The 20,347-nt window shown below is 43.6% G+C and carries 18 protein-coding genes; 8 read left to right on the plus strand and 10 right to left on the minus strand.

Annotation, left to right across the window (positions count from 1 at the left end):
• Positions 1-150: 150 nt before the first annotated feature.
• Both J7649_RS06495 and J7649_RS06500 read right to left on the minus strand, forming a co-directional pair.
• Complete coding sequence (locus J7649_RS06495) at positions 151-957, minus strand: SDR family oxidoreductase (protein ID WP_114541172.1); 807 nt, start codon at positions 955-957, stop codon at positions 151-153.
• A gap of 20 nt (positions 958-977) precedes the next feature.
• On the minus strand, positions 978-1,649 hold the full coding sequence (locus J7649_RS06500; protein WP_219309902.1) for a hypothetical protein: 672 nt from the start codon (positions 1,647-1,649) through the stop codon (positions 978-980).
• 175 nt (positions 1,650-1,824) lie between these two features.
• Here J7649_RS06500 and J7649_RS06505 point away from each other — a divergent pair, with 175 nt between their 5' ends.
• Together J7649_RS06505 and J7649_RS06510 are read left to right on the plus strand one after the other, a co-directional pair.
• Positions 1,825-4,719 (plus strand): valine--tRNA ligase, encoded by a 2,895-nt coding sequence (locus J7649_RS06505; RefSeq protein ID WP_219309904.1) that lies wholly within the window; start codon positions 1,825-1,827, stop codon positions 4,717-4,719.
• Between the two features lie 60 nt (positions 4,720-4,779).
• On the plus strand, positions 4,780-5,940 hold the full coding sequence (locus tag J7649_RS06510; RefSeq protein ID WP_219309907.1) for a hypothetical protein: 1,161 nt from the start codon (positions 4,780-4,782) through the stop codon (positions 5,938-5,940).
• Between the two features lie 186 nt (positions 5,941-6,126).
• On the opposite strand, the gene J7649_RS06515 is transcribed toward J7649_RS06510, so the two are convergent.
• The 3 genes from J7649_RS06515 to J7649_RS06525 all read right to left on the minus strand — a co-directional run bounded on the left by J7649_RS06515 (position 6,127) and on the right by J7649_RS06525 (position 8,439).
• Entirely contained in the window at positions 6,127-6,492 is a 366-nt protein-coding gene (locus J7649_RS06515; protein WP_219309909.1) for an endonuclease domain-containing protein, read from the minus strand.
• Between the two features lie 72 nt (positions 6,493-6,564).
• Positions 6,565-7,608 (minus strand): coiled-coil domain-containing protein, encoded by a 1,044-nt coding sequence (locus tag J7649_RS06520; RefSeq protein WP_219309911.1) that lies wholly within the window; start codon positions 7,606-7,608, stop codon positions 6,565-6,567.
• A gap of 144 nt (positions 7,609-7,752) precedes the next feature.
• Positions 7,753-8,439, minus strand: coding sequence for a carbonic anhydrase (locus J7649_RS06525; RefSeq protein ID WP_114541195.1), 687 nt, complete (start codon positions 8,437-8,439; stop codon positions 7,753-7,755).
• Positions 8,440-8,922: 483 nt separating this feature from the next.
• On the opposite strand from J7649_RS06525, the gene J7649_RS06530 reads away from it, so the two are divergent.
• Positions 8,923-9,600, plus strand: coding sequence for a DUF421 domain-containing protein (locus J7649_RS06530; protein ID WP_004279384.1), 678 nt, complete (start codon positions 8,923-8,925; stop codon positions 9,598-9,600).
• On the opposite strand, the gene J7649_RS06535 is transcribed toward J7649_RS06530, so the two are convergent.
• From J7649_RS06535 to J7649_RS06545, 3 genes are all read right to left on the minus strand, one after another.
• The gene (locus tag J7649_RS06535; RefSeq protein WP_180037636.1) at positions 9,597-10,298 is read right to left on the minus strand and encodes an HAD family hydrolase; all 702 of its coding nucleotides are present in this window, start codon (positions 10,296-10,298) and stop codon (positions 9,597-9,599) included. The genes J7649_RS06530 and J7649_RS06535 overlap by 4 nt on opposite strands.
• Positions 10,299-10,445: 147 nt before the next feature.
• Entirely contained in the window at positions 10,446-11,594 is a 1,149-nt protein-coding gene (locus J7649_RS06540) for a porin (protein WP_219309913.1), read from the minus strand.
• Positions 11,595-11,730: 136 nt separating this feature from the next.
• Positions 11,731-12,969, minus strand: a complete 1,239-nt coding sequence (locus J7649_RS06545; protein ID WP_219309915.1) for an MFS transporter — start codon at positions 12,967-12,969, stop codon at positions 11,731-11,733.
• Between the two features lie 137 nt (positions 12,970-13,106).
• On the opposite strand from J7649_RS06545, the gene J7649_RS06550 reads away from it, so the two are divergent.
• The 5 genes from J7649_RS06550 to putP all read left to right on the plus strand — a co-directional run bounded on the left by J7649_RS06550 (position 13,107) and on the right by putP (position 17,864).
• Positions 13,107-13,736, plus strand: coding sequence for a 1-acyl-sn-glycerol-3-phosphate acyltransferase (locus tag J7649_RS06550; RefSeq protein ID WP_004730353.1), 630 nt, complete (start codon positions 13,107-13,109; stop codon positions 13,734-13,736).
• Between the two features lie 63 nt (positions 13,737-13,799).
• Positions 13,800-14,717 carry a patatin-like phospholipase family protein gene (locus tag J7649_RS06555; RefSeq protein WP_219309917.1) on the plus strand — a complete coding sequence of 306 codons (918 nt, stop codon included), beginning with the start codon at positions 13,800-13,802 and terminating at the stop codon, positions 14,715-14,717.
• Between the two features lie 102 nt (positions 14,718-14,819).
• Positions 14,820-15,293, plus strand: coding sequence for an NfeD family protein (locus tag J7649_RS06560; protein WP_005104688.1), 474 nt, complete (start codon positions 14,820-14,822; stop codon positions 15,291-15,293).
• 12 nt (positions 15,294-15,305) lie between these two features.
• A complete protein-coding gene (locus tag J7649_RS06565; RefSeq protein ID WP_004279377.1) occupies positions 15,306-16,160 on the plus strand; it encodes an SPFH domain-containing protein in 855 nt (284 codons plus the stop codon).
• 213 nt (positions 16,161-16,373) lie between these two features.
• Entirely contained in the window at positions 16,374-17,864 is a 1,491-nt protein-coding gene (putP, locus tag J7649_RS06570; RefSeq protein WP_219309919.1) for a sodium/proline symporter PutP, read from the plus strand.
• A gap of 83 nt (positions 17,865-17,947) precedes the next feature.
• Here putP and J7649_RS06575 read toward each other — a convergent pair whose 3' ends face one another.
• Both J7649_RS06575 and prpF read right to left on the minus strand, forming a co-directional pair.
• Positions 17,948-18,856, minus strand: coding sequence for a polyprenyl synthetase family protein (locus tag J7649_RS06575; protein ID WP_004646232.1), 909 nt, complete (start codon positions 18,854-18,856; stop codon positions 17,948-17,950).
• Between the two features lie 225 nt (positions 18,857-19,081).
• Positions 19,082-20,272 carry a 2-methylaconitate cis-trans isomerase PrpF gene (prpF, locus tag J7649_RS06580; RefSeq protein WP_219309921.1) on the minus strand — a complete coding sequence of 397 codons (1,191 nt, stop codon included), beginning with the start codon at positions 20,270-20,272 and terminating at the stop codon, positions 19,082-19,084.
• Between the last annotated feature and the right edge of the window lie 75 nt (positions 20,273-20,347).

Genomic DNA, 20,347 nt, shown 5'->3' on the forward strand with positions numbered 1-20,347 from the left:
AGGTAATTTTCTGCATATCAATGTTATCGGCTGAATTCCCTGTACGGGCAATCCTCCAGAAATGAATTGCATTTTTAAGTTTTGTTATTTTTATTGATGTTTTAAGAGACATAAAAAAGGGCGCTCCTGCCCTTTTTTACTCTGGGTGATTTATTTTACCTTGGTCTTGCGAATCATTTTGTACAGCACCTTGGGTGAAATACGCGAAACCAGCACGCCAAGTTTTTCTTTCTTGCCACCAATCACAATATATTCTTCGCCACACTGCAAGGCTTGTACGCTTTGACGGGCAAAATCCTCTGCTGACAACCCATTTTCAATCGCTTCATCCTGCTTGGCTTGCGGTTTGCCTTCCCCATTTAAAGCATTAAACGACACATTGGTTTGAACAAAGCCAGGGAAAATCACCGAGACCTGCACGCCCTGATCAGCCACTTCAGCACGCAAGCTGTTGGCCCACATATGAATCGCTGCTTTGGCTGCGGAATAGGATGCGCGATACTGGGTACCGAGCAAACCTGCCACACTGGAAATAAACACGATACGACCTGTTTTTTGTGCCAGAAAGGTCGGTAATACCATTTTGGTGAGAAACACCTGCGAGAAATAATCCACTTCCATAATGGCACGTTCAGTCTGCATGGTGGTGTCCTGAATCAAAGCACGTTGACTCAGCCCAGCATTATTAATCAGCCAGTCGATCCGGCCTTTTTGTTGCAAAACCTGTTCATAAGCATGACGAACCTGACTTTCATCTGTGATATCGGCAATGACTGAAATATGCTGATCTGCATTGGTGAGACTTTGGCGAACATTTTCCAGTTCTGCATGCCGGCGTGCAGTCAGTACCACCTGGGCTCCGAGTTCAGCACATTGCTGGGCAATCGCCTTGCCAATCCCTGAAGATGCGCCGGTAATCCAGACCACTTTTCCATTTAAGTCTTCAACTTTCGCCATGAAATCCTCTTTCCCTTGTTTTAATGAATATGGTGCTGCATTTCATCTTCCAGAAATGCCAGCAAATGCTCAAAATAATAACTCATCGTATCGGCATCATAGATGCTACCGAGCTTGTCAAAACGTTTATAGCCTAACTGGGTGGTTAAATGAATCACCCCATTCAAGGTTTTATCGACCACCACATTAAATTTCAACATTTTTTTCGGTTCACGGATCAGATGTGTTACCCCTTGATCGACCACCTGAGTAAAGGCTTTTAAAGCGGGTGATACATATTGATGATTACCATTTTTCATCTGGTCAATACAGCCGAGCAACTCCATCACCAGCAATTTTTCCACCGGATATCGAACAAAAGCATCACCTTGATGCTCATAGGTCATGCGATGCAAATAGTTCACCATAGGCATCAGACGCTCATTGCCAAACAACGAAACCGACCACGGCATATATTTACGGGTGTTATGCATAATCTGCTGAATCACTTTTTCGGACTCGCTGTCCGGTGAATTGGCCAACTGCACCACCTGACCAAAAATCTGGTCAATAATTTCACAGGCCATATCGGCCAGATTTTCACCTAAGGGTCTGGCAAGACTGTCTCGCTCGCCGGCATTTAATCTGGAATGAAGGTCTTTAAAGCGCTGATGGGTTTCGGGTTGAAGCTTCAGGGAAATGCTATAGCTCATCTTATTATCCTTTTTGATATGCTGCGATGAGTCGCGTTTTTTTATCGTTCTATCATACGATGAGTTGCTATACATGCCAATTGGCTAAAGTTTGCATTTGGTTAAGCTGCCGCACGCACTATTTTTTTTGCTACAATAGATGCAATTTTTCATTCACTTTTGATCTGTTTAGACTATGACTGACTCAGCGCAAAATATCGCGACAACCTACGATCCGACCGAGATCGAGAAAAAATGGTACCAAACTTGGGAAGAGCGTGGTTACTTTAAGCCGTCTGAAAAAGGCGAATCTTTCTGTATCATGATTCCGCCACCAAACGTCACTGGTAGCCTGCACATGGGTCATGGTTTCAACAATGCCATCATGGATGCCTTGACGCGTTTCAACCGTATGTCTGGTAAAAATACGCTTTGGCAACCGGGTACTGACCACGCAGGTATTGCAACGCAAATGGTGGTTGAGCGTCAGTTGGGTGCTGAAGGTATTAGCCGTCATGACTTGGGCCGTGAAAAGTTCATCGAAAAAGTATGGGAATGGAAAGAACAATCTGGCGGTAATATTACCCGTCAAATCCGTCGCCTAGGTTCTTCTGTAGACTGGTCACGTGAACGCTTCACCATGGATGAAGGTCTTTCAAACGCGGTTAAAGAAGTTTTCGTGAAACTGCATGAAGAAGGCCTGATCTACCGTGGTAAACGCTTAGTTAACTGGGATCCAAAACTACAAACTGCCCTTTCTGACCTGGAAGTTGAGTCTGATAAAGAAGAAGCAGGTTCACTGTGGCACTTCAAATATTTCTTTGAAGATAAGTCACTCCGCACCCACGATGGTAAAGATCACATCGTGGTTGCAACGACGCGTCCTGAAACATTATTGGGTGATACTGCGGTTGCGGTTGCACTGGATGATGAACGTTATGCTGATCTAGTAGGTAAAAATATAATCTTACCAATCACAGGTCGTGCAGTTCCTATCGTTAAAGACGAATATGTCGACAAAGAATTCGGTACAGGCTGTGTAAAAATCACCCCTGCGCATGACTTCAATGACTATGAAGTGGGTAAACGTTGCGAATTGCCAATCATCAACATTTTCAACAAAAATGCTGAAGTGTTGGCTGAGTTTGAATACATCGCGAAAGCGGGCGAGCAGATTTCTAAAACCATTCCTGCCCCTGCGGACTACATGGGTTTAGAACGTTTTGAGGCACGTAAGAAGATCGTTGAACAGGCTGAAGCTGAAGGCTGGTTAGACCAGATTCAACCTTATACATTAAAACCACCTCGCGGTGACCGTTCAGGCGTGATCGTTGAGCCATTACTGACTGACCAATGGTATGTAAAAATTGCGCCACTTGCGAAACCTGCGATTGAAGCAGTTCAAGACGGCCGTATCAAGTTCGTTCCTGAGCAGTACAGCAACATGTACATGGCTTGGATGAACAATATCCAAGACTGGTGTATCTCACGTCAATTGTGGTGGGGTCACCGCATTCCGGCCTGGTACGATGCCCAAGGCAACGTTTATGTAGGTCGTAACGAGGAAGAAGTTCGGGCGAAAAACAACATCCCTGCCGATGTTGAGTTGAACCAGGATGAAGATGTACTGGACACATGGTTCTCTTCAGGTCTTTGGACATTCTCAACTTTAGGTTGGACTGGCGACGAAGCGAAAGACAAAGCCAACTACTTCTTAAATACCTTCCACCCGACTGATGTGCTTGTCACTGGTTTTGACATCATCTTCTTCTGGGTGGCACGTATGATCATGCTGACCATGCACTTCATGAAGAATGAAGATGGTACGCCACAAGTGCCATTTAAAACTGTGTACGTTCACGGTTTGGTACGTGATGGCGAAGGTCAGAAGATGTCTAAATCTAAGGGTAACGTACTTGATCCATTAGACTTGATTGATGGTGTGGATCTTGAAACCTTAGTACAAAAACGTACAACAGGTTTGATGAACCCGAAACAAGCAGCGAAGATTGAAAAATCAACCCGTAAAGAATTCCCTGAAGGTATTCAATCTTACGGTACAGACGCGGTTCGTTTCACCTTCTGTGCGCTTGCCAACACTGGTCGTGACATCAAGTTCGACATGAAACGTGTTGAAGGTTACCGTAATTTTGCCAACAAAATCTGGAACGCAACACGTTTCGTGATGATGAATGTCGAAGGTCAAACTATTGGTTCAGAAGCACGTCAAGACCTTTGGGAATTGCCTGAACAATGGATCGTAAGCCGTCTGCAAAAAGCGGAACAAGCGGTGCAAACAGCATTTGCAACCTACCGTTTAGATCTGGCTGCGCAAGCGATTTATGAGTTCATCTGGAATGAATACTGTGACTGGTATGTTGAATTAACCAAACCGGTTCTGAACGATGAAAATGTGTCTGAAGAGCGTAAAGCTGAAGTTCGTCGTGTTCTTCTTTCGGTAATGGAAGCGTCTTTACGTCTTGCGCATCCGTTGATGCCGTACTTAACTGAAGAAATCTGGCAAACGCTTGCACCTAAACTTGGCATTACTGGCGAAACCATCATGCTTGCGCAGTACCCTGTTGCTGATGAAGCGTTGATGAACGACCAAGCTGAAGCAGATATGCAATGGCTTCAAGGTTTGATTGGTGCGGTACGTAACATCCGTGGTGAAATGGGTCTAGGTAATGCGCGTTTATTACCAGTTCTTCTGCAAAACACCACCGAAGCTGAAAAAGCACAGATCACTCGTATTGAAGCATTGTTTAAAGCATTGGCGAAAGTAGAAAGCATCACCTTCTTGGCTGATGGCGAGCAACCACCATTGTCTTCTTCTTCTGTAGTGGGTCACGTATCTGTTTACGTTCCAATGAAGGGCTTGATTGACCCGAAAGCGGAATTGGGTCGTCTGCAAAAAGACTTAGACAAGGTTCAAAAACAGCATGATCAAATTGCCAATAAACTTTCGAATGAAGGTTTTGTGGCAAAAGCACCTGCGGCTGTGGTTGAAGGCGAGAAAGTAAAACTTGCTGAGTTTGCTGACCAGTTAGCGAAGATTAAAGCGAATATGGAGCAGATTGCAGCGCTTTAACTTATTGCTAAATCATTAAAAATAAAGATAAAATCCCCTCATAATTGAGGGGATTTTTTAATGACAAATAAATTTTATGATGATGCTTTAAATGAAGAAAATAGTTCAAACGACAGGACGGAGTTAGATAAAAATTTAGAAACACCAATGGCGTTAGGAGATACTCTAAGTGCTTTTCGTGCAGCTCAACAGAAAAGCTTTGGATCAATTATTGGTAAAAGTTTGGAATCGCAATTAAGGCTTGGAGACACTCTAAGCGCTTTTCGTGCAGCTCAACAGAAAAGCTTTGGATCAGTTATTGGTAAAAGTTTGGAATCACAATTAAGGCTTGGAGATACTCTAAGTGCTTTTCGTGCAGCTCAACAGAAAAGCTTTGGATCAGTTATTGGTAAAAGTTTGGAATCACAATTAAGGCTTGGAGATACTCTAAGTGCTTTTCGTGCAGCTCAACAGAAAAGCTTTGGATCAGTTATTGGTAAAAGTTTGGAATCACAATTAAGGCTTGGAGACACTCTAAGCGCTTTTCGTGCAGCTCAACAGAAAAGCTTTGGATCAATTATTGGTAAAAGTTTGGAATCACAATTAAGGCTTGGAGATACTCTAAGTGCTTTTCGTGCAGCTCAACAAAATAATATTAGTTCCGTTCTAAATCAAAATTTAATTGATTACTTTTCTGCTCAACTAATTATTCAAAATTTAGAATCATCTAGTGACCAGAACTCCAAAAATAGTGATGATTTAGCTGTTAGCTCACCTAATACATCTGAAGAAAAAAATTATGCTTCAACACTTATCCATATTTTGTTTTGGGTTTTTCTAAGTATTACTTCAAGTCCAATATTTAAAAAATGGCCAGTTGATGCGCTTTTTGACTTAAGTATCGCTTTTGTATTTGAATATGCTTTGAAACCTCTAGCTGATGAAGCCATAAAAAATGATTCTGAAAAAGATAAGTGTGATACTAAAACATCAACTGACATTTCTAACCAAGAAACTCTAAATACATTCCTTTCAAATAAAAGAGTTATTACAGCTACTTTAGATTTTTTTGAATTGCCCAAAAAGAAAAGCTCAATTATTGAAAACTTACCACCAGGTACTTTGCTGACAGTCATACCTGACAAAAATATTCATAAATCTTGGTTAAAAGTAAAAGTTACTTTAGATCAAAGCGAAGTTGAAGGCTATGTATTAAGACGTTATACATCACCTATTAAATAGCCCTCCCCCCCTTGCGAAGCAGTGCTTCTCATCCCATAGGGAGAGGAAGCGTCATTTGATTTTATGTTTGCAAGAATTTAGTAATGAATATTCCCTCTCCTCTCAGGAGAGGGTTAGGGAGAGGTGTTTTTAATTTTATAGAAACCCTCATCCCCCGCCTTCTCCCACAGGGAGAAGGAGCTTTCATTATTTCTTCTCTTTCAACTCAGTACACACCTTCCACAAATCTTCCAAGACCACATCCATCCGCCCCAACACATCATGATTCCAATACCGTACAACAGTTAAACCCACAGCCTCTAAAAACTTGGTTCGTTCAACATCGTATTCAATCGCATCATCTGTTCCATGCTGACTGCCATCCAGCTCAATCACTAAACCAATGTCATGGCAGTAAAAATCCACAATATACGGTGCAATTACATGCTGACGACGGAATTTAAGATTTATAAAACGCTTGGCACGTAAAACTTGCCACATGAGATATTCAGCATCGGTGGCGGTATGGCGCATAGATTTGGCGAATTCTAATAATTGAGGATCTATTTTCATTGTTATTTTCCCTCTCCTACTAGGAGAGGGAACTTTCATTATTAAATCTAGAATGACTATACGAATAAGAGATTAAAGCATCCCATGCCTTAAAAACATCTCCAAGCCACTCACCTTTTTGATATACATCAGGCGTTCTTTTTCCACTTTAATCTGCTGTTTGATGGCTGAAGTATCTTCATCAATCTGCTTATACAGGTCAGCAATCTGGACCTTACCCTTCGCCTTTTTTACTGCAATTCTGGTTTTCGATGACCAGACCAATCTATGGATCAATGTATCGATCTGATCTTGTAATTTCTGGCTCTGTGCATCCAAAGCCAGTTGATAAAACTTGAGTTGCTCTGCGCTTAAACCTTTTTGTGAAACATCCTGATCTTGTTCAATCTGTAGTTGCATTCTCAGTAACGTAAACAGGTCCTGCTCTGCATACGCCTCATTGGCACGTTGCAATAATTCAGTCTTCTTGATTTTTTTGACATCATTCACTTCACGGTCAGGGTGAATGATGGCAGCAATTTTTAAATATACGGTTTTCAATGACTGCTCTGCCATCGCTGCTGCCTGCTCCTGTTTTTCCTGCTGACGTTTTAACCTGGCTTGCTCACGTACCTGCTGAAAATGATCTGATTCCCACTCTTCAAATACTTCTGCATCTGCAAGATCTGAGGGATGCTCATTCTTAAAGAATGTTTCCAGTTCATTTATTTTCTTTTGGCTTTTTCTGAACTGGGCATGTTCGGCACGTTGCTGATAATAAGTGAAGATTTCATTCACCTTATGGGCTTGTTGCACCGACATCGCCTGAGAGTCTTTTAGATAATTTGCAAGGTACTGAATCTTTTCATCCAGCACCACCAGTTCTGCTTTGGAAAATGTAGTTTCCTGCAGGTGCTTCCAGAGCTGTTCCAGCTGCTTGAACAGTACACCATGCAATTCATGGTAGACCGGCATAAATGTTTTATGGGTATATTGTTGCAGATCTTCTTCAGCCTGTTCCCATTGTTGTAATTCCTGTTTCTGTTCCTCGATTTTATCAATCAGATGATCCAGCTTCCTTTGCTGTGGCGAAAGCGCTGTGAATGGCTGAATCATAGTTTTCAAGTCAAAGAGCATGGCAGGAGAAGGTCAAAGAAGAAATAATATCTATCTTAAATCTTTCAGCTTTTGTCACAAAGTTCTTTTCCGTGTGCCTTTTCGAAATTTGTATCAGAATTAAAAAAAAGCAGACCAAAGTCTGCTTTTTCGCTCTCATATTGATTATTCTAACACTACACGGCCATTCAAGGACTGCACCGGACGGTTATTTGGGTGTCCCATCAGTTTGGCAAATTCCGAAATCTGCTTGGCAGAAGCCTGCTGAATATCTTTCAGAATCAGCCAGCGTACTCCTTCCGAACATGGCGGTGTAGTCAGCGAGCCGCTAAAGCGATAATAATCCAGATTTTTAGGCAACATCTGATTCACAGCTTGTGGCGTTTTCAAAACCACTTTCTCGCCCTGCTTTTTCGGTAAACGGTTCCACATGCGTTTGAGCATCTGGCTTTCTGCACCCTGCTCGAACATCATCCCCACGACAGCCAGCTCACCTTTGGCATTGGCATGGACAAAGTGGATTTCCAGTGGATAGCTTTTACCCTTGATCAGGTTTTCACTCGGACTATGCAAATGAAATTGCTTTAGTACAAAGGTATCGCCATCCAGCTGCAATTCACCACCTTGCGCAAAATCCACCTGAACAGTATGACCTTTATTTTCGATCGCATGAATCATGGTGTTATAGCTGAACTTGAGCGGTTCCAGTTCTGCTTTCACTGTTCGCTCGATATTGATCGGTGACTGGTTCAGACCGTTACAGGCCGAATATTTCTGGCTCAAAGTCGACCATTGCTCAGGCTGAGTATAATCCCAATCCGCATCTGCCCAGACTGCTGTACTTAAACCCATAACCGTTAAAAGCGTGAATATTTTTTTCACAATAGATCCCTTGTTGGAAGTCAAAATCACAATTTTTAATTTAAAAACAGTTTATTAACCTGGTGTAATCACTCTATTTTTCAGGCCACAAACTACAGATTTTTATAGAGATGAAGTGATTTGCTTACAAATTTCTAAACACTCCTGGTTCTTCAAAACACATTATTGAGAATATATATTGATAGATTTCAAATGGATAATACTTTTATAGATTTAAAAATAGACAGTAGAGAATGTGATCTTCTTCAAATTTAATCTGCTGATTTTTTATGCATTATTTACATGAAATCTCTATCTTATTTTCAATAGATCAAATAGCTAGATTTTTAAGTTCAAGCTTCTTTTTTAAATAGAATCTACCTTTATTCATAAACTTACATAAACACAGCAGCAAATAAAATACTGATATTGCTAGACTCGAGCCAAAGAGAAAAATGAGGATAAAGAATTTAAATGGACTGGGCGACCATATTTATAAATGACACCACCTGGGAGTTTACCGCAGAAATTTTGCTGCGTTGTGCCCTGATGTACACGATGATTATCCTGTTTTTGCGTCTGACCGGAAAACGTGGGGTACGTCAACTTTCTATCTTCGAAGTCGCTATCATTTTGAGCTTGGGTTCGATTGCCGGCGACCCGATGTTTACTGAAGATATTCCCCTGATTCAGGCAGTTCTGGTGATGTCGGTGATTATTATCATGTACCGCCTGACCACCTGGCTCATGATGAAATATCAGTGGTTTGAAGACCTACTGGAAGGTAAACCGATTTATATCGTAGAAGATGGCGTGCTGGTCGTTGAAGAAATTAAAAAAGGTAAGATGTCACATGATGAATTCTTTGCCGAAATGCGCCAGCAAGGCGTAGAGCATCTGGGTCAGGTACGCACCGGTTTACTGGAAACTGACGGTAAGTTCAGTATCCTGTTCTTCAAATCGGATGAGGTTCGGCCTGGGCTGCCACTTTTCCCTAAAACCTGTTCTATAGTCCAACAGGTCAAGGCTGGGCAATTATATGCCTGCATTTACTGTGGACAGGTACAAACCCTTTCGCATGCCAACCAGCAATGTCCGCGCTGTGATTCTTCGCAATGGGCCGAAACGATTGACTGTTTAAGAATAACTTAAGTCTGATTCAGTAACTGCAAATGCGCAAAAATTTCCGGCAGTTGCTGAATTTTATATCGGATATGTTCGGCATCGGCATGAAAGCCTTGCATCCATAATGCATGCATTCCGGCCTCTGTAGCTCCTTGTACATCATTAATGGGATGGTCGCCAATATACAGGCACTGTGCAGGCTGCACGCCTAGACGCTCTGCCGTGATCTGGAATATTTCCGGCTGTGGTTTGTTAAAACCCACCAACCCCGAACTGATGATCTCATCAAAATAAGGTTCAATACCCAAACCCCGAATCGTATTTAAACGGGTGTCATGTCCGCCATTGGAAACAATGGCTAGCTGATAACCTTCATTTTTTAGCTTTGTTAATACTTGCTCTGCTGCCGGCATTTCTACGGCGAAACGGCCAAACTGGCTAAACCAGAATTGGGCTAGTTCATCTATACTCGGAGGATTTAACCAGCTTAGTTCCTGTAACAATGCATAGGCAGCCGAAGCTCCGATACTGCCATGCGTCAGCAATTCCTTTTTAGGATAACCGCCATTATCGATGCGTCTTACAATCTCGATAATTTTGTCAGACTCGACCTGTTTCAATGCTGGCGCATAATATTCTGCCAGATAACGGCTATAGGCTTGTGTCGTCAGATCACGATGGGTCAAGGTATTGTCGAGGTCAAATAAAACAGCTTGAATAGGCATAATTTTTAAAACGAAGTGCTGAAACTTTCAATCATGTTAACAGTCCGAAACTTGTTAGATCAGACATAAAATTGCTAAGTTTTGTTGTTTTAAGCATAAAAAAAGCGATGCTAAAGCATCGCCTTTTCTTAGAGTACAAAATCTAAATTAGAATTTGTATTCAACACCTGTACCTACGACTGGCTGATCCGTTTCATTTGAACCTTGTTCTAACATTAGGTAGCCCGCATAACCATATGCTTTCACCTGCTTGCTGAATGCATAGTCTGCACCAACTAGAATTTGTTGAGCTTCATAATCAGCTTTGGCAGTAGTAAATTCAGTTGTGCTTTGACTATATTGACCTTTTACTGTCCATGCTTTTGCTGTTGGCAAATTGTATTCAGCTCCAATTAACCAAGCTTGTTGATCATCAATAGCTCTGATTGATTCAAGCCAAGTTACTGAAGTGTCATTGTCAGCATTTGCTGTCTCTTCGACTTCTGAAACTTGATAGAGTGCCTTAAGTGCTAAACCATTATCTAAATTTACTCGGCCAATCGCACGGATCGTATTTGCAGCAGCAAATACACTACCTGCGGCTCCACCTGTTACTTCTGGAGCAGATGCATTCAAAATACCGCGACCAGCAAAATTTGATGGAATTGCTTTATCGTAACCAAGACCTAAAACAACTGCTTTGCTGTCATATACTACAGATGCTGACCATGCATCACCCAAGCCACGACCTGCAACTTTAGAACCGCCTTTAGACAAGCTAATACCACCAGCTTCACCCGTAGCTAATAGTGCAGTTGCTTTTAGTTTACCTTCACCGACTGCAAAGCCAGGAGCTTCATAGACGACAACATTATCGATACGGTTTTCACCGGTAAAGATACCTGCCATATCCGCTTTATTTGCAACATAGTTATTGAAAGTATCAACTACTGAAGAAAGCTGTTTTACAGGCGTATCGATTTTACCTAGTTTTACTGTACCTAACTTTTCATCTTTAAGACCGACTAAAAGATTACGCGGTACAAATGTATCTGTACTTCCACCATTGTCTACATAGAAGGTAAATTCAGCTTGATAAAGCCCACTTAAACGGTCAGTAAGTTTCTCCTCACCTTTTAAACCCAAGAATGAATTATTAGTATTCAGTTCAATAACATCGCGATCAGACACAGGTGAAGCATTGTCTTCAGGTAAATAATCAACTGTGGCATCAATCTCACCATAAAAAGTTGGTGCTGCAAAAGTTGTCCCCGCCAAAAGGCTGAATGCAATTGCTGTTGCTAACTTAGTTTTCATCAAAAATATCCTTAATTTATTTTGTAACAAATAATACACACGGCGCTTATATTACAAAATTATTAAATTAATATTTATATATTCTATTTAGTACTTTAGGCTAACATTTAACCAAATAGTTGATTATTTAGAAATTTTATACTTTTTCTGCAACTTTCATCCATCGGAAAATTGGAATTAGACTGAAAATTGCCACGATCACGATCAGATTCAGATAATTTTGATAGCCTAAAGCATCTCCAAAAATGCCACTCAGGCTATAAAGTCCCCCACTCACCGTGGCCATCAGAGCAACCTGAAAGGTAAAATCTGTCCCTGCCAGATGCTTACGGCTGTATTGCATGACCAAGGTCAACATGACCACCAAAAGCATGGCTGAGACCATGTCTTCGGCCGCATTGATCAGATAAATGATCCAATTTTCTACTTTGTTTTGAGCTTCATACTGGCCAGCCAGCCAGGCATAAGCTATTAAGCTTAATATTTTTAGAATTGAGAAAACGATCAAACTCGAGCTGCGCGACCAGTATTTCAGGCACCAGCCAGCCAATCCGGCCCCAATCAAGGCAGCCAACGCTCCCAGCATGGTGACATAGAGACCAATCTGGCTAAAGCTCAGTCCGAGATCTACCATTAAAGGTTTTAATAAAGGCCCGGATAAACCATCGGCGATTTTAAAGGTCAGTAAAACTAGAAGCCACCTCGCCAAGCTTAAATCTGACCAGAAGTATTGAAAATAGGTTTTAATATTACTAAGTGCAGGTCCTTTATCAGCTGGCGTGATAATTTTTGAATGCAGAGGTTCTCTAAAAAGTAAAATAGGTAAAGTATTAATAAAGACCAGAGCGGCCAATAATAGAAAGGTAGCTTGCCATTGCAGCAGATCGAGCAACCATAATACTGCTCCACCTCCGACAATAAATCCCAGACGCGAACCAATCACCTGAAAGGTATTGCCCCAATGTTGCTGTTCATTTTTCAGAATATTGACCGCCAGTGCATCGGTGGCAATATCCTGCGTCGCGCCAATGCCATTCATCAACAAAAGCAGGACAAAAAACAGCAGTAAATACAGCGGCTGATTCAAGGCCTGAATCGGTAGAAATGAGAGCCCAATCAATACAGCAACTGACAGCCATTGTAGGGGAATAATCCAGCTACGGTAATGACCTTGGGATTTCTTCCCATAACGATCGACCCAAGGTGCCCAGAATATTTTAATCGACCAGGGCAGCATTAACAGGCCAAAGCCTCCGATATGCGCCAGCGATACCCCTTCAGCTCGCAGAATGACCGGCAAGGCATGCGTCATAAATCCGACCGGAAGCCCCTGTGCCCAATACAGCGAAAACAGTAAAATATAGGTATTCCGCATATTTAGGCTAAGTCCTTAAGGTGAAAATGCATCACCAGCATTTGAGATGCTATACATTTTGCCAATGATCCGGATTTTACAACAGTCTAATATAATAAAAAATAAAGAAAAATTAGTTTCGGAACGAGACAGAAGCAATGGCCCAAATACGTTTCCCCCTACTCCCGCCGCATGTGCCAGCCCGCGGCAGCAAGCTGAGCCGGACTTTTTTCAGGCAGCTTTTTTTGGCCCAAGGCTGGCGTCTGGAAGGCGAATTTCCAGACTTACCTAAAGCTGTGGCGATTATTTCCCCGCACACCTCCAATATTGATGCATGGCTGGGTTTTAATGCCCTGCTTGGTCTCGGTATTCAGATTACGATTTTCGGTAAAGACAGCCTGTTCCGCACACCGCTGAAACCGGTTCTGGAATGGATTGGTGTAGTTCCGGTGGTGCGCGATAGTCCGCAAGGTCATACCCGACAGATTGTAGACATCATTGAAAAATCAGAACAGATCTGGGTCGGTATGGCACCGGAAGGTTCACGTAAGGCACCAGATAAAATTCGCAGCGGTTTTTATCATATTGCCAAGGTAGCCCATTTGCCGATTGTGATGTTTTCTTTTGATTATGATATCAAGACCATTCATATCCTGGGCGTGTACCATCTGACCGGTGATTATGAATACGACCTAGAACAGATTTATCAGCATTATCAAGGTAAATTCTCGGCCAAAAATCCAGACTGGGTGGCCAAGCCGTTACAAAAGCTTTTGAAAAAAGACTAGGCAAATACGGCTTTTTTTGATGTGATAGCCTGAATTTTGTTGATTTAATCACCAGTTTTTATAATGAAATTAGCCCGTTATGCCTTAATTGGCTGTCTTGGATTCAGTCTTGCAGCCTGTGACAAAGCCACTAAAACACCCACGCCTGCCACGCCAATAAAAGCCCGTGAACCTGTCGTCGCCATTGCCCTCGGTGGTGGCGGTGCCAAAGGTTTTGCCCATATTGGCGTCATTAAAGTGCTCGAATCACACGGCATCAAACCGAAAATTATTACCGGTACCAGTGCCGGTAGTTTTGTCGGTAGCTTATATGCCAGTGGCAAATCGTCTTATCAGTTACAGCAGATTGCCCTGAACTTTAAAGAATCTGATATCCGCGATCTAACCTTGAATCGCCAAGGAATTATTGCCGGACAAAAATTGCAGGATTTCGTCAATAAAAATGTGGCGAACAAACCGATTGAACAGTTCCCGATACGTTTTGCTGCAGTTGCCACTCGTCTGGACAATGGCCGCAAGGCAGATTTTATTAAAGGTAATGCCGGCCAGGCAGTGCGCGCGTCCTGCAGTATTCCGAATGTGTTTGTGCCTGCCGTGATTGGCGGAAGCAAATATGTTGATGGCGGTCTGGTCAGTCCAATTCCGGTCAAGACCGCCAAAGATATGGGGGCAGACATTGTTATTGCCGTGGATATTTCTGCCCGTCCGGATGGTAATAAGGCTCTGAATATGTGGGGCGTACTGGATCAGACCCTGAACATTATGGGACAGCAAAGTATTAATGAAGAGTTGAGTCAGGCCACTGTGGTGATTCAGCCCAAAGTCGGCCATATCGGTACTTTAGACCTGAAAGCCAGCAATGCCACCATTCTGGAAGGTGAAAAGGCTGCTCAGCTGAAAATCCGTACTATTGAAAAAGCCATTAGCAACTTTAAGCAGTCTCCCGCGGCATTTAAACCGCCACGTCCGGCAAAATTTTGATGCATGAATTTTTTATATTCATCTGCAGCCGCATCTGCTACATTGAAGATCAATCATATAAAGATGATGATTAATTAAATACTTAGCGATATAGGTCACGATATGGAATTAGTTCTTGAACCTTGGCACTGGTTTGTATTAGGCATTCTTCTGATTCTGTCGGAACTATTGCTGCCCGCATTTGCTGCCCTGTGGTTCGGGATCGGTGCCATCATGGTTGGCGTCCTGTACTGGATGTTCCCGATGATGGGACTAACGACCCAGCTCCTGACTTGGATCGTTCTTTCTGTTCTGTGTACGCTGCTCTGGTTTAAGTTTATCAAGCCACTTTCCATTGACAAGACCAAAGCCGGTCTCTCGCGTGAGGCGACCATCGGTCAGGTGGGCATGGTGATTCAGACCAATCTGGATCATGGGCAAATCCGGGTGCGCTTTCCGATGCCAGTTTTAGGCTCAGATGAATGGGAATGCCGAACTCTGGACCCAGTTCAGGTCGGAGACCGCGTTCGCGTCGTGGATATTCTGGGTAATGACCTGGTCGTACAACCCCACAGCACGAATTATCAAAATCAATAAGGTGAATAAGCTATGTCTGGTGGTTCTATCATTGTTATCGCGTTTCTGGCCTTTGTTGCGATTACCATTTTTAAAGGTGTGCGGATTGTGCCACAAGGTTACAAATGGATTGTACAGCGTCTGGGTAAATACCACACCACCCTAAATCCGGGCCTGAATTTTGTCATTCCTTATGTCGATGAAGTCGCCTATAAAGTCACGACCAAAGATATCGTTTTGGATATTCCCTCACAGGAAGTGATTACCCGTGATAATGCGGTCCTGCTGATGAATGCCGTGGCTTATATTAATCTGACCACACCAGAAAAAGCCGTGTACGGGATTGAAAACTATTCCTGGGCGATTCAGAACCTGGTGCAAACCTCACTGCGTTCGATTGTCGGGGAAATGGATCTGGATGATGCTTTATCTTCGCGTGATCATATTAAGGCACGCTTAAAATCTAGTATTTCCGATGATATCTCGGACTGGGGTATTACCTTAAAAACTGTAGAAATTCAGGATATTAAACCTTCAATCACCATGCAGACTGCAATGGAAGAACAGGCAGCAGCTGAACGTCAGCGTCGTGCGACCGTCACCAAAGCGGACGGTGAAAAACAGGCCGCAATTCTGGAAGCGGATGGCCGTCTGGAAGCCTCACGCCGTGATGCCGAAGCGCAAGTGGTACTGGCTGAATCTTCACAACGTGCAATTGACATGGTGACTTCCGCCATTGGTGATAATGAAATTCCAGTCGCCTATTTACTCGGTGAACAGTATATTAAAGCCATGCAGGATATGGCCAAATCGCCAAATGCCAAGACGGTAGTACTTCCAGCCGATGTGTTAAATACGATCCGTGGTGTCATGGGCCGCCCTAACTAATTTATCTTTTGACTTTATACATAGGCAGCCCGAGGGTTGCCTATTTTTATTCGCGCAAGAAAATCTCAGCAAAGATTGTGAATTTATGGTTAAATTTCGCGTTTATTTTTGAAATCTACTGGATTCGATGTTGCCTGGCTTTCGGATTAAAGCTTTTCGTAGCTGTCTTATTCCTTGTTTCGATCTACTGTCCAACTTAAAAATGGATACCGTATGAGCTCCCTAAATCCAACCTTAATTACTTTTCTTTTCTATATTGTCGCAATGGTGGTGATCGGCGTGATGGCTTATCGCGCGACAAGCAACTTTTCCGATTACATCTTAGGGGGCCGACGTTTAGGGAGTTTCGTAACTGCACTTTCTGCAGGGGCTTCCGACATGAGTGGCTGGCTCCTGATGGGCCTGCCCGGTGCAATTTATCTTTCCGGCCTGTCTGAAATGTGGATTGCCATCGGCCTGATTATTGGTGCCTGGTTGAACTGGCTGCTGGTCGCTGGCCGTTTACGCGTACATACCGAAGTCCAGCACAATGCCCTGACCCTGCCAGATTATTTCTCCAATCGTTTTAATGACCAGAAAAAAATCCTGCGTATTGTTTCGGCTTTTGTCATTCTGATTTTCTTTGCGATTTACTGTGCTTCCGGCATGGTTGCAGGTGCACGCCTGTTCGAAAGCATGTTTGGCATGTCTTACAGTACCGCGCTCTGGATCAGTGCGATTGCTACCATCAGCTATGTGTTTATTGGCGGCTTCCTGGCTGTGAGCTGGACCGATACCATTCAGGCCGGTCTGATGATTTTTGCCCTGTTGCTGACGCCAATCGTGACGTTGATGGCGTTCTCGGATATGTCCCAGGTGACTTTGGCACTGGAGGCTGCTCGTCCTCAAGCAATGAATATTCTGGGTGATCTGAGCTTTGTTGCGATTATTTCCCTACTCGCCTGGGGTCTGGGTTACTTTGGCCAACCGCATATTCTGGTGCGCTTCATGGCAGCAGATTCGGTCAAGTCGATTCCAAATGCACGCCGCATTGGCATGACCTGGATGATTCTGTGTCTGGGCGGTGCAGTGGCAGCCGGCTTCTTTGGGATCGCCTATTTCCAGCAGCATTCGGAACTGGCAAGCGTAGTGAATGCCAATCCTGAAACGGTATTTATGGAACTGACCAAGATTTTGTTCAATCCATGGATTGCCGGTGTGGTATTGGCTGCCATTCTTGCCGCAGTAATGAGTACTTTAAGCTGTCAACTACTGGTCTGCTCAAGTACCCTAACTGAAGATTTCTATAAGTCTTTCCTGCGAAAAAATGCCTCGCAAAAAGAACTGGTCTGGGTTGGCCGTTTGATGGTGCTACTGATTGCCTTGTTGGCGATCTGGATGGCGGGTAATCCTGAATCTAAAGTGCTGGGGCTGGTGGCTTATGCATGGGCAGGTTTTGGTGCCGCTTTTGGTCCGTTGATTATCTTATCATTGTTCTGGAAACGCATGACCTTGAATGGCGCTTTGGCAGGTATGATTGTGGGTGCAGTCGTGGTTATTTTCTGGAAGAACCTGTTTGCTGACACTGGCCTGTATGAAATCGTTCCTGGTTTTATCTGTTCAATGCTGGCGATTGTGGTGGTGAGCCTGATGGGTAAAGCACCAACAGCAGAAATTACCGACCGTTTTGAAGAAGCTGAACGCCTGTATAACGAAAGCAAATAATTCTGTATCAACTAAAAAGAGGACTTCTAGTCCTCTTTTTTTATGGAATTACTTTAAACCTTTTAAGGAAAATAATGCTCCAATCAGCTTTTGCGCGTGAGCAGGAACTGGGTAATTTGCATCAACTCTTCCGCCTGACCTTCAAAATGGTTCAAGGCATTGATCGCCTGATCATGTAATTGCTGGGCATAGGCTTTGGCCTGCTCTAGACCCATCAATGCCGGATAGGTCGATTTTTCGACCTGTTCATCTTTACCTGCAGTTTTACCCAAGACTTCGGTATCGGAAATAATATCCAGAATATCATCCTGTACCTGAAAGGCCAGACCAATCGCCTGTCCAAACTCACGTAATTTAGGAATGGCCAGATCGGTACCCTCAAAAATAGTCACCGCCGCCATCATGATCGCGGCACTAATCAAAGCACCGGTTTTATTGCGATGAATATTTTCCAGTGCTTGCTGATCGATTTTTTTGCCTTCAGACTGCAAATCTAAAACTTGGCCATTCACCATTTTCGAAGAAGCGGTTGCCAGAATCTGCATCTGCTTCAGTACAATGGAAGCTTCTACCGCTGGCCCCTGATCAAACAGACGGCTACCCAGAATTTCAAAAGCCATAGACTGCAGGATATCACCTGCCAAAAGTGCTGTATCTTCTCCATAAGCCACATGACAGGTTGGCTGGCCACGGCGCAACAAATCATTGTCCATACACGGCAGATCATCATGGGCCAGTGAATAGCAGTGAATAAACTCGATCGCAACCGCTGCACGGCGCACTGCAGCACTATTCTGGTTGGGTTTTAATGCGGCGGTGGCATAGCATAGCGCTGGACGTACTCGTTTACCGCCAAGCATCACAGCATGATGGACTGCCGACCTTAAAGGTTCCGGAATGGCAAAGGCTTCCAGAGCGGTCAATAAATCCTGTTGAATGCGGTGTTGTGCTTGAGTGAGTGCATGGGTTGATACGTCAGTGATAGATGACACATTCGCCTCGAATACGTAGTCCAGAAAAATAAAATGACAAGCGAATAAATGCCTGTACGCTGATTCAGGCATTGTACCTAGAAATGCCTTGAATTTTCAGCCATAAATCGTATTGTTCTGCTGAAATTTACTATTCAACATCAAATAAGCAAGGCAGAGATTTTAAACCATAAAAAACCACCGCAGAACCGGTGGTTTTATTCAAGCTAAATGTATGCACGGCATTTAAACGAGAACATCTTCTGGTACGCGCACCCAGCCTTCCATCAACACGCGGGCACTACGGCTCATAATCGCTTTCGTCACTTTCCACTCACCATTTTCAAAACTTGCTTGTGCACCCACTCTCAAAGTCCCGGAAGGATGACCGAAACGCACCGCTTCACGCTCTACCCCACCTGCGACCCGGTTCACCAATGTTCCGGGAATAGCAGCTGCCGTACCAATAGCCACCGCAGCCGTGCCCATCATGGCATGATGGAGTTTACCCATAGACAAGGCCCGAACCAGAATATCGGTATCCGATTCAGTGACGGTCTTGCCACTTGAAGAGGTATAGCTACTCGGTGGTGCAACAAAGGCAATTTTTGGAGTGTGTTGTCGGGTTACGGCTTCGGCAATATCCTGAATCAGTCCCATCTGCTTCGCAGCATAAGCACGAATCGTTTCAAATTTTGTCAGGGCTGCCACGTCATTATTGATATGATCCTGAAGCTCGGTACCCTTATAACCGAGATCTCCAGCATTCAAAAATACCGTCGGAATGCCGGCATTAATCATGGTCACTTCGAAACTGCCAATATTGGGAACTTCCAAAGTATCGACCAGATTACCTGTTGGAAACATGGAACCGCCTTCTGCATCATCATCGGCAGGGTCCAGAAATTCAATCTGCACTTCGGCTGCAGGAAAAGTTACGCCATCCAGTTCGAAATCACCCAGCTCCTGCACTTGACCATTTTGCATCGGCACATGCGCGATAATGGTTTTCTGAATATTTGCCTGCCAGATCCGTACCGTGCACAGCCCATTTTCAGGAATACGTTCGGCATCGACCAGACCATTGGAAATGGCAAATGCTCCCACTGCCGCGGTCAGATTGCCGCAGTTACCGCTCCAGTCTACAAAAGGATGGTCAATTGACACCTGACCAAATAAATAATCGACATCATGATCAGCGTGCAGGCTTTTTGACAGAATGACCGTTTTACTAGTACTGGAACTGGCACCACCCATACCGTCGATCTGTTTCCCATATGGATCTGGGCTACCAATCACGCGTAGCAAAAGCTGGTCACGAATCCGGCCAGGCTGTTGTGCCTGTGCAGGCAAGTCATCCAGCTTAAAGAAAACACCTTTACTGGTGCCTCCACGCATATAGGTTGCAGGAATCTTGATTTGGGCGGCAAAACTCATGAATTATTTCATCCTTTGACTTGTCTTTGTTTTCGTACAGGTTATTCAATATTTATATTCAAAGTATAGTATGTT

The organism is Acinetobacter lwoffii, from assembly GCF_019343495.1.
Lineage (GTDB): Bacteria > Pseudomonadota > Gammaproteobacteria > Pseudomonadales > Moraxellaceae > Acinetobacter > Acinetobacter lwoffii_P.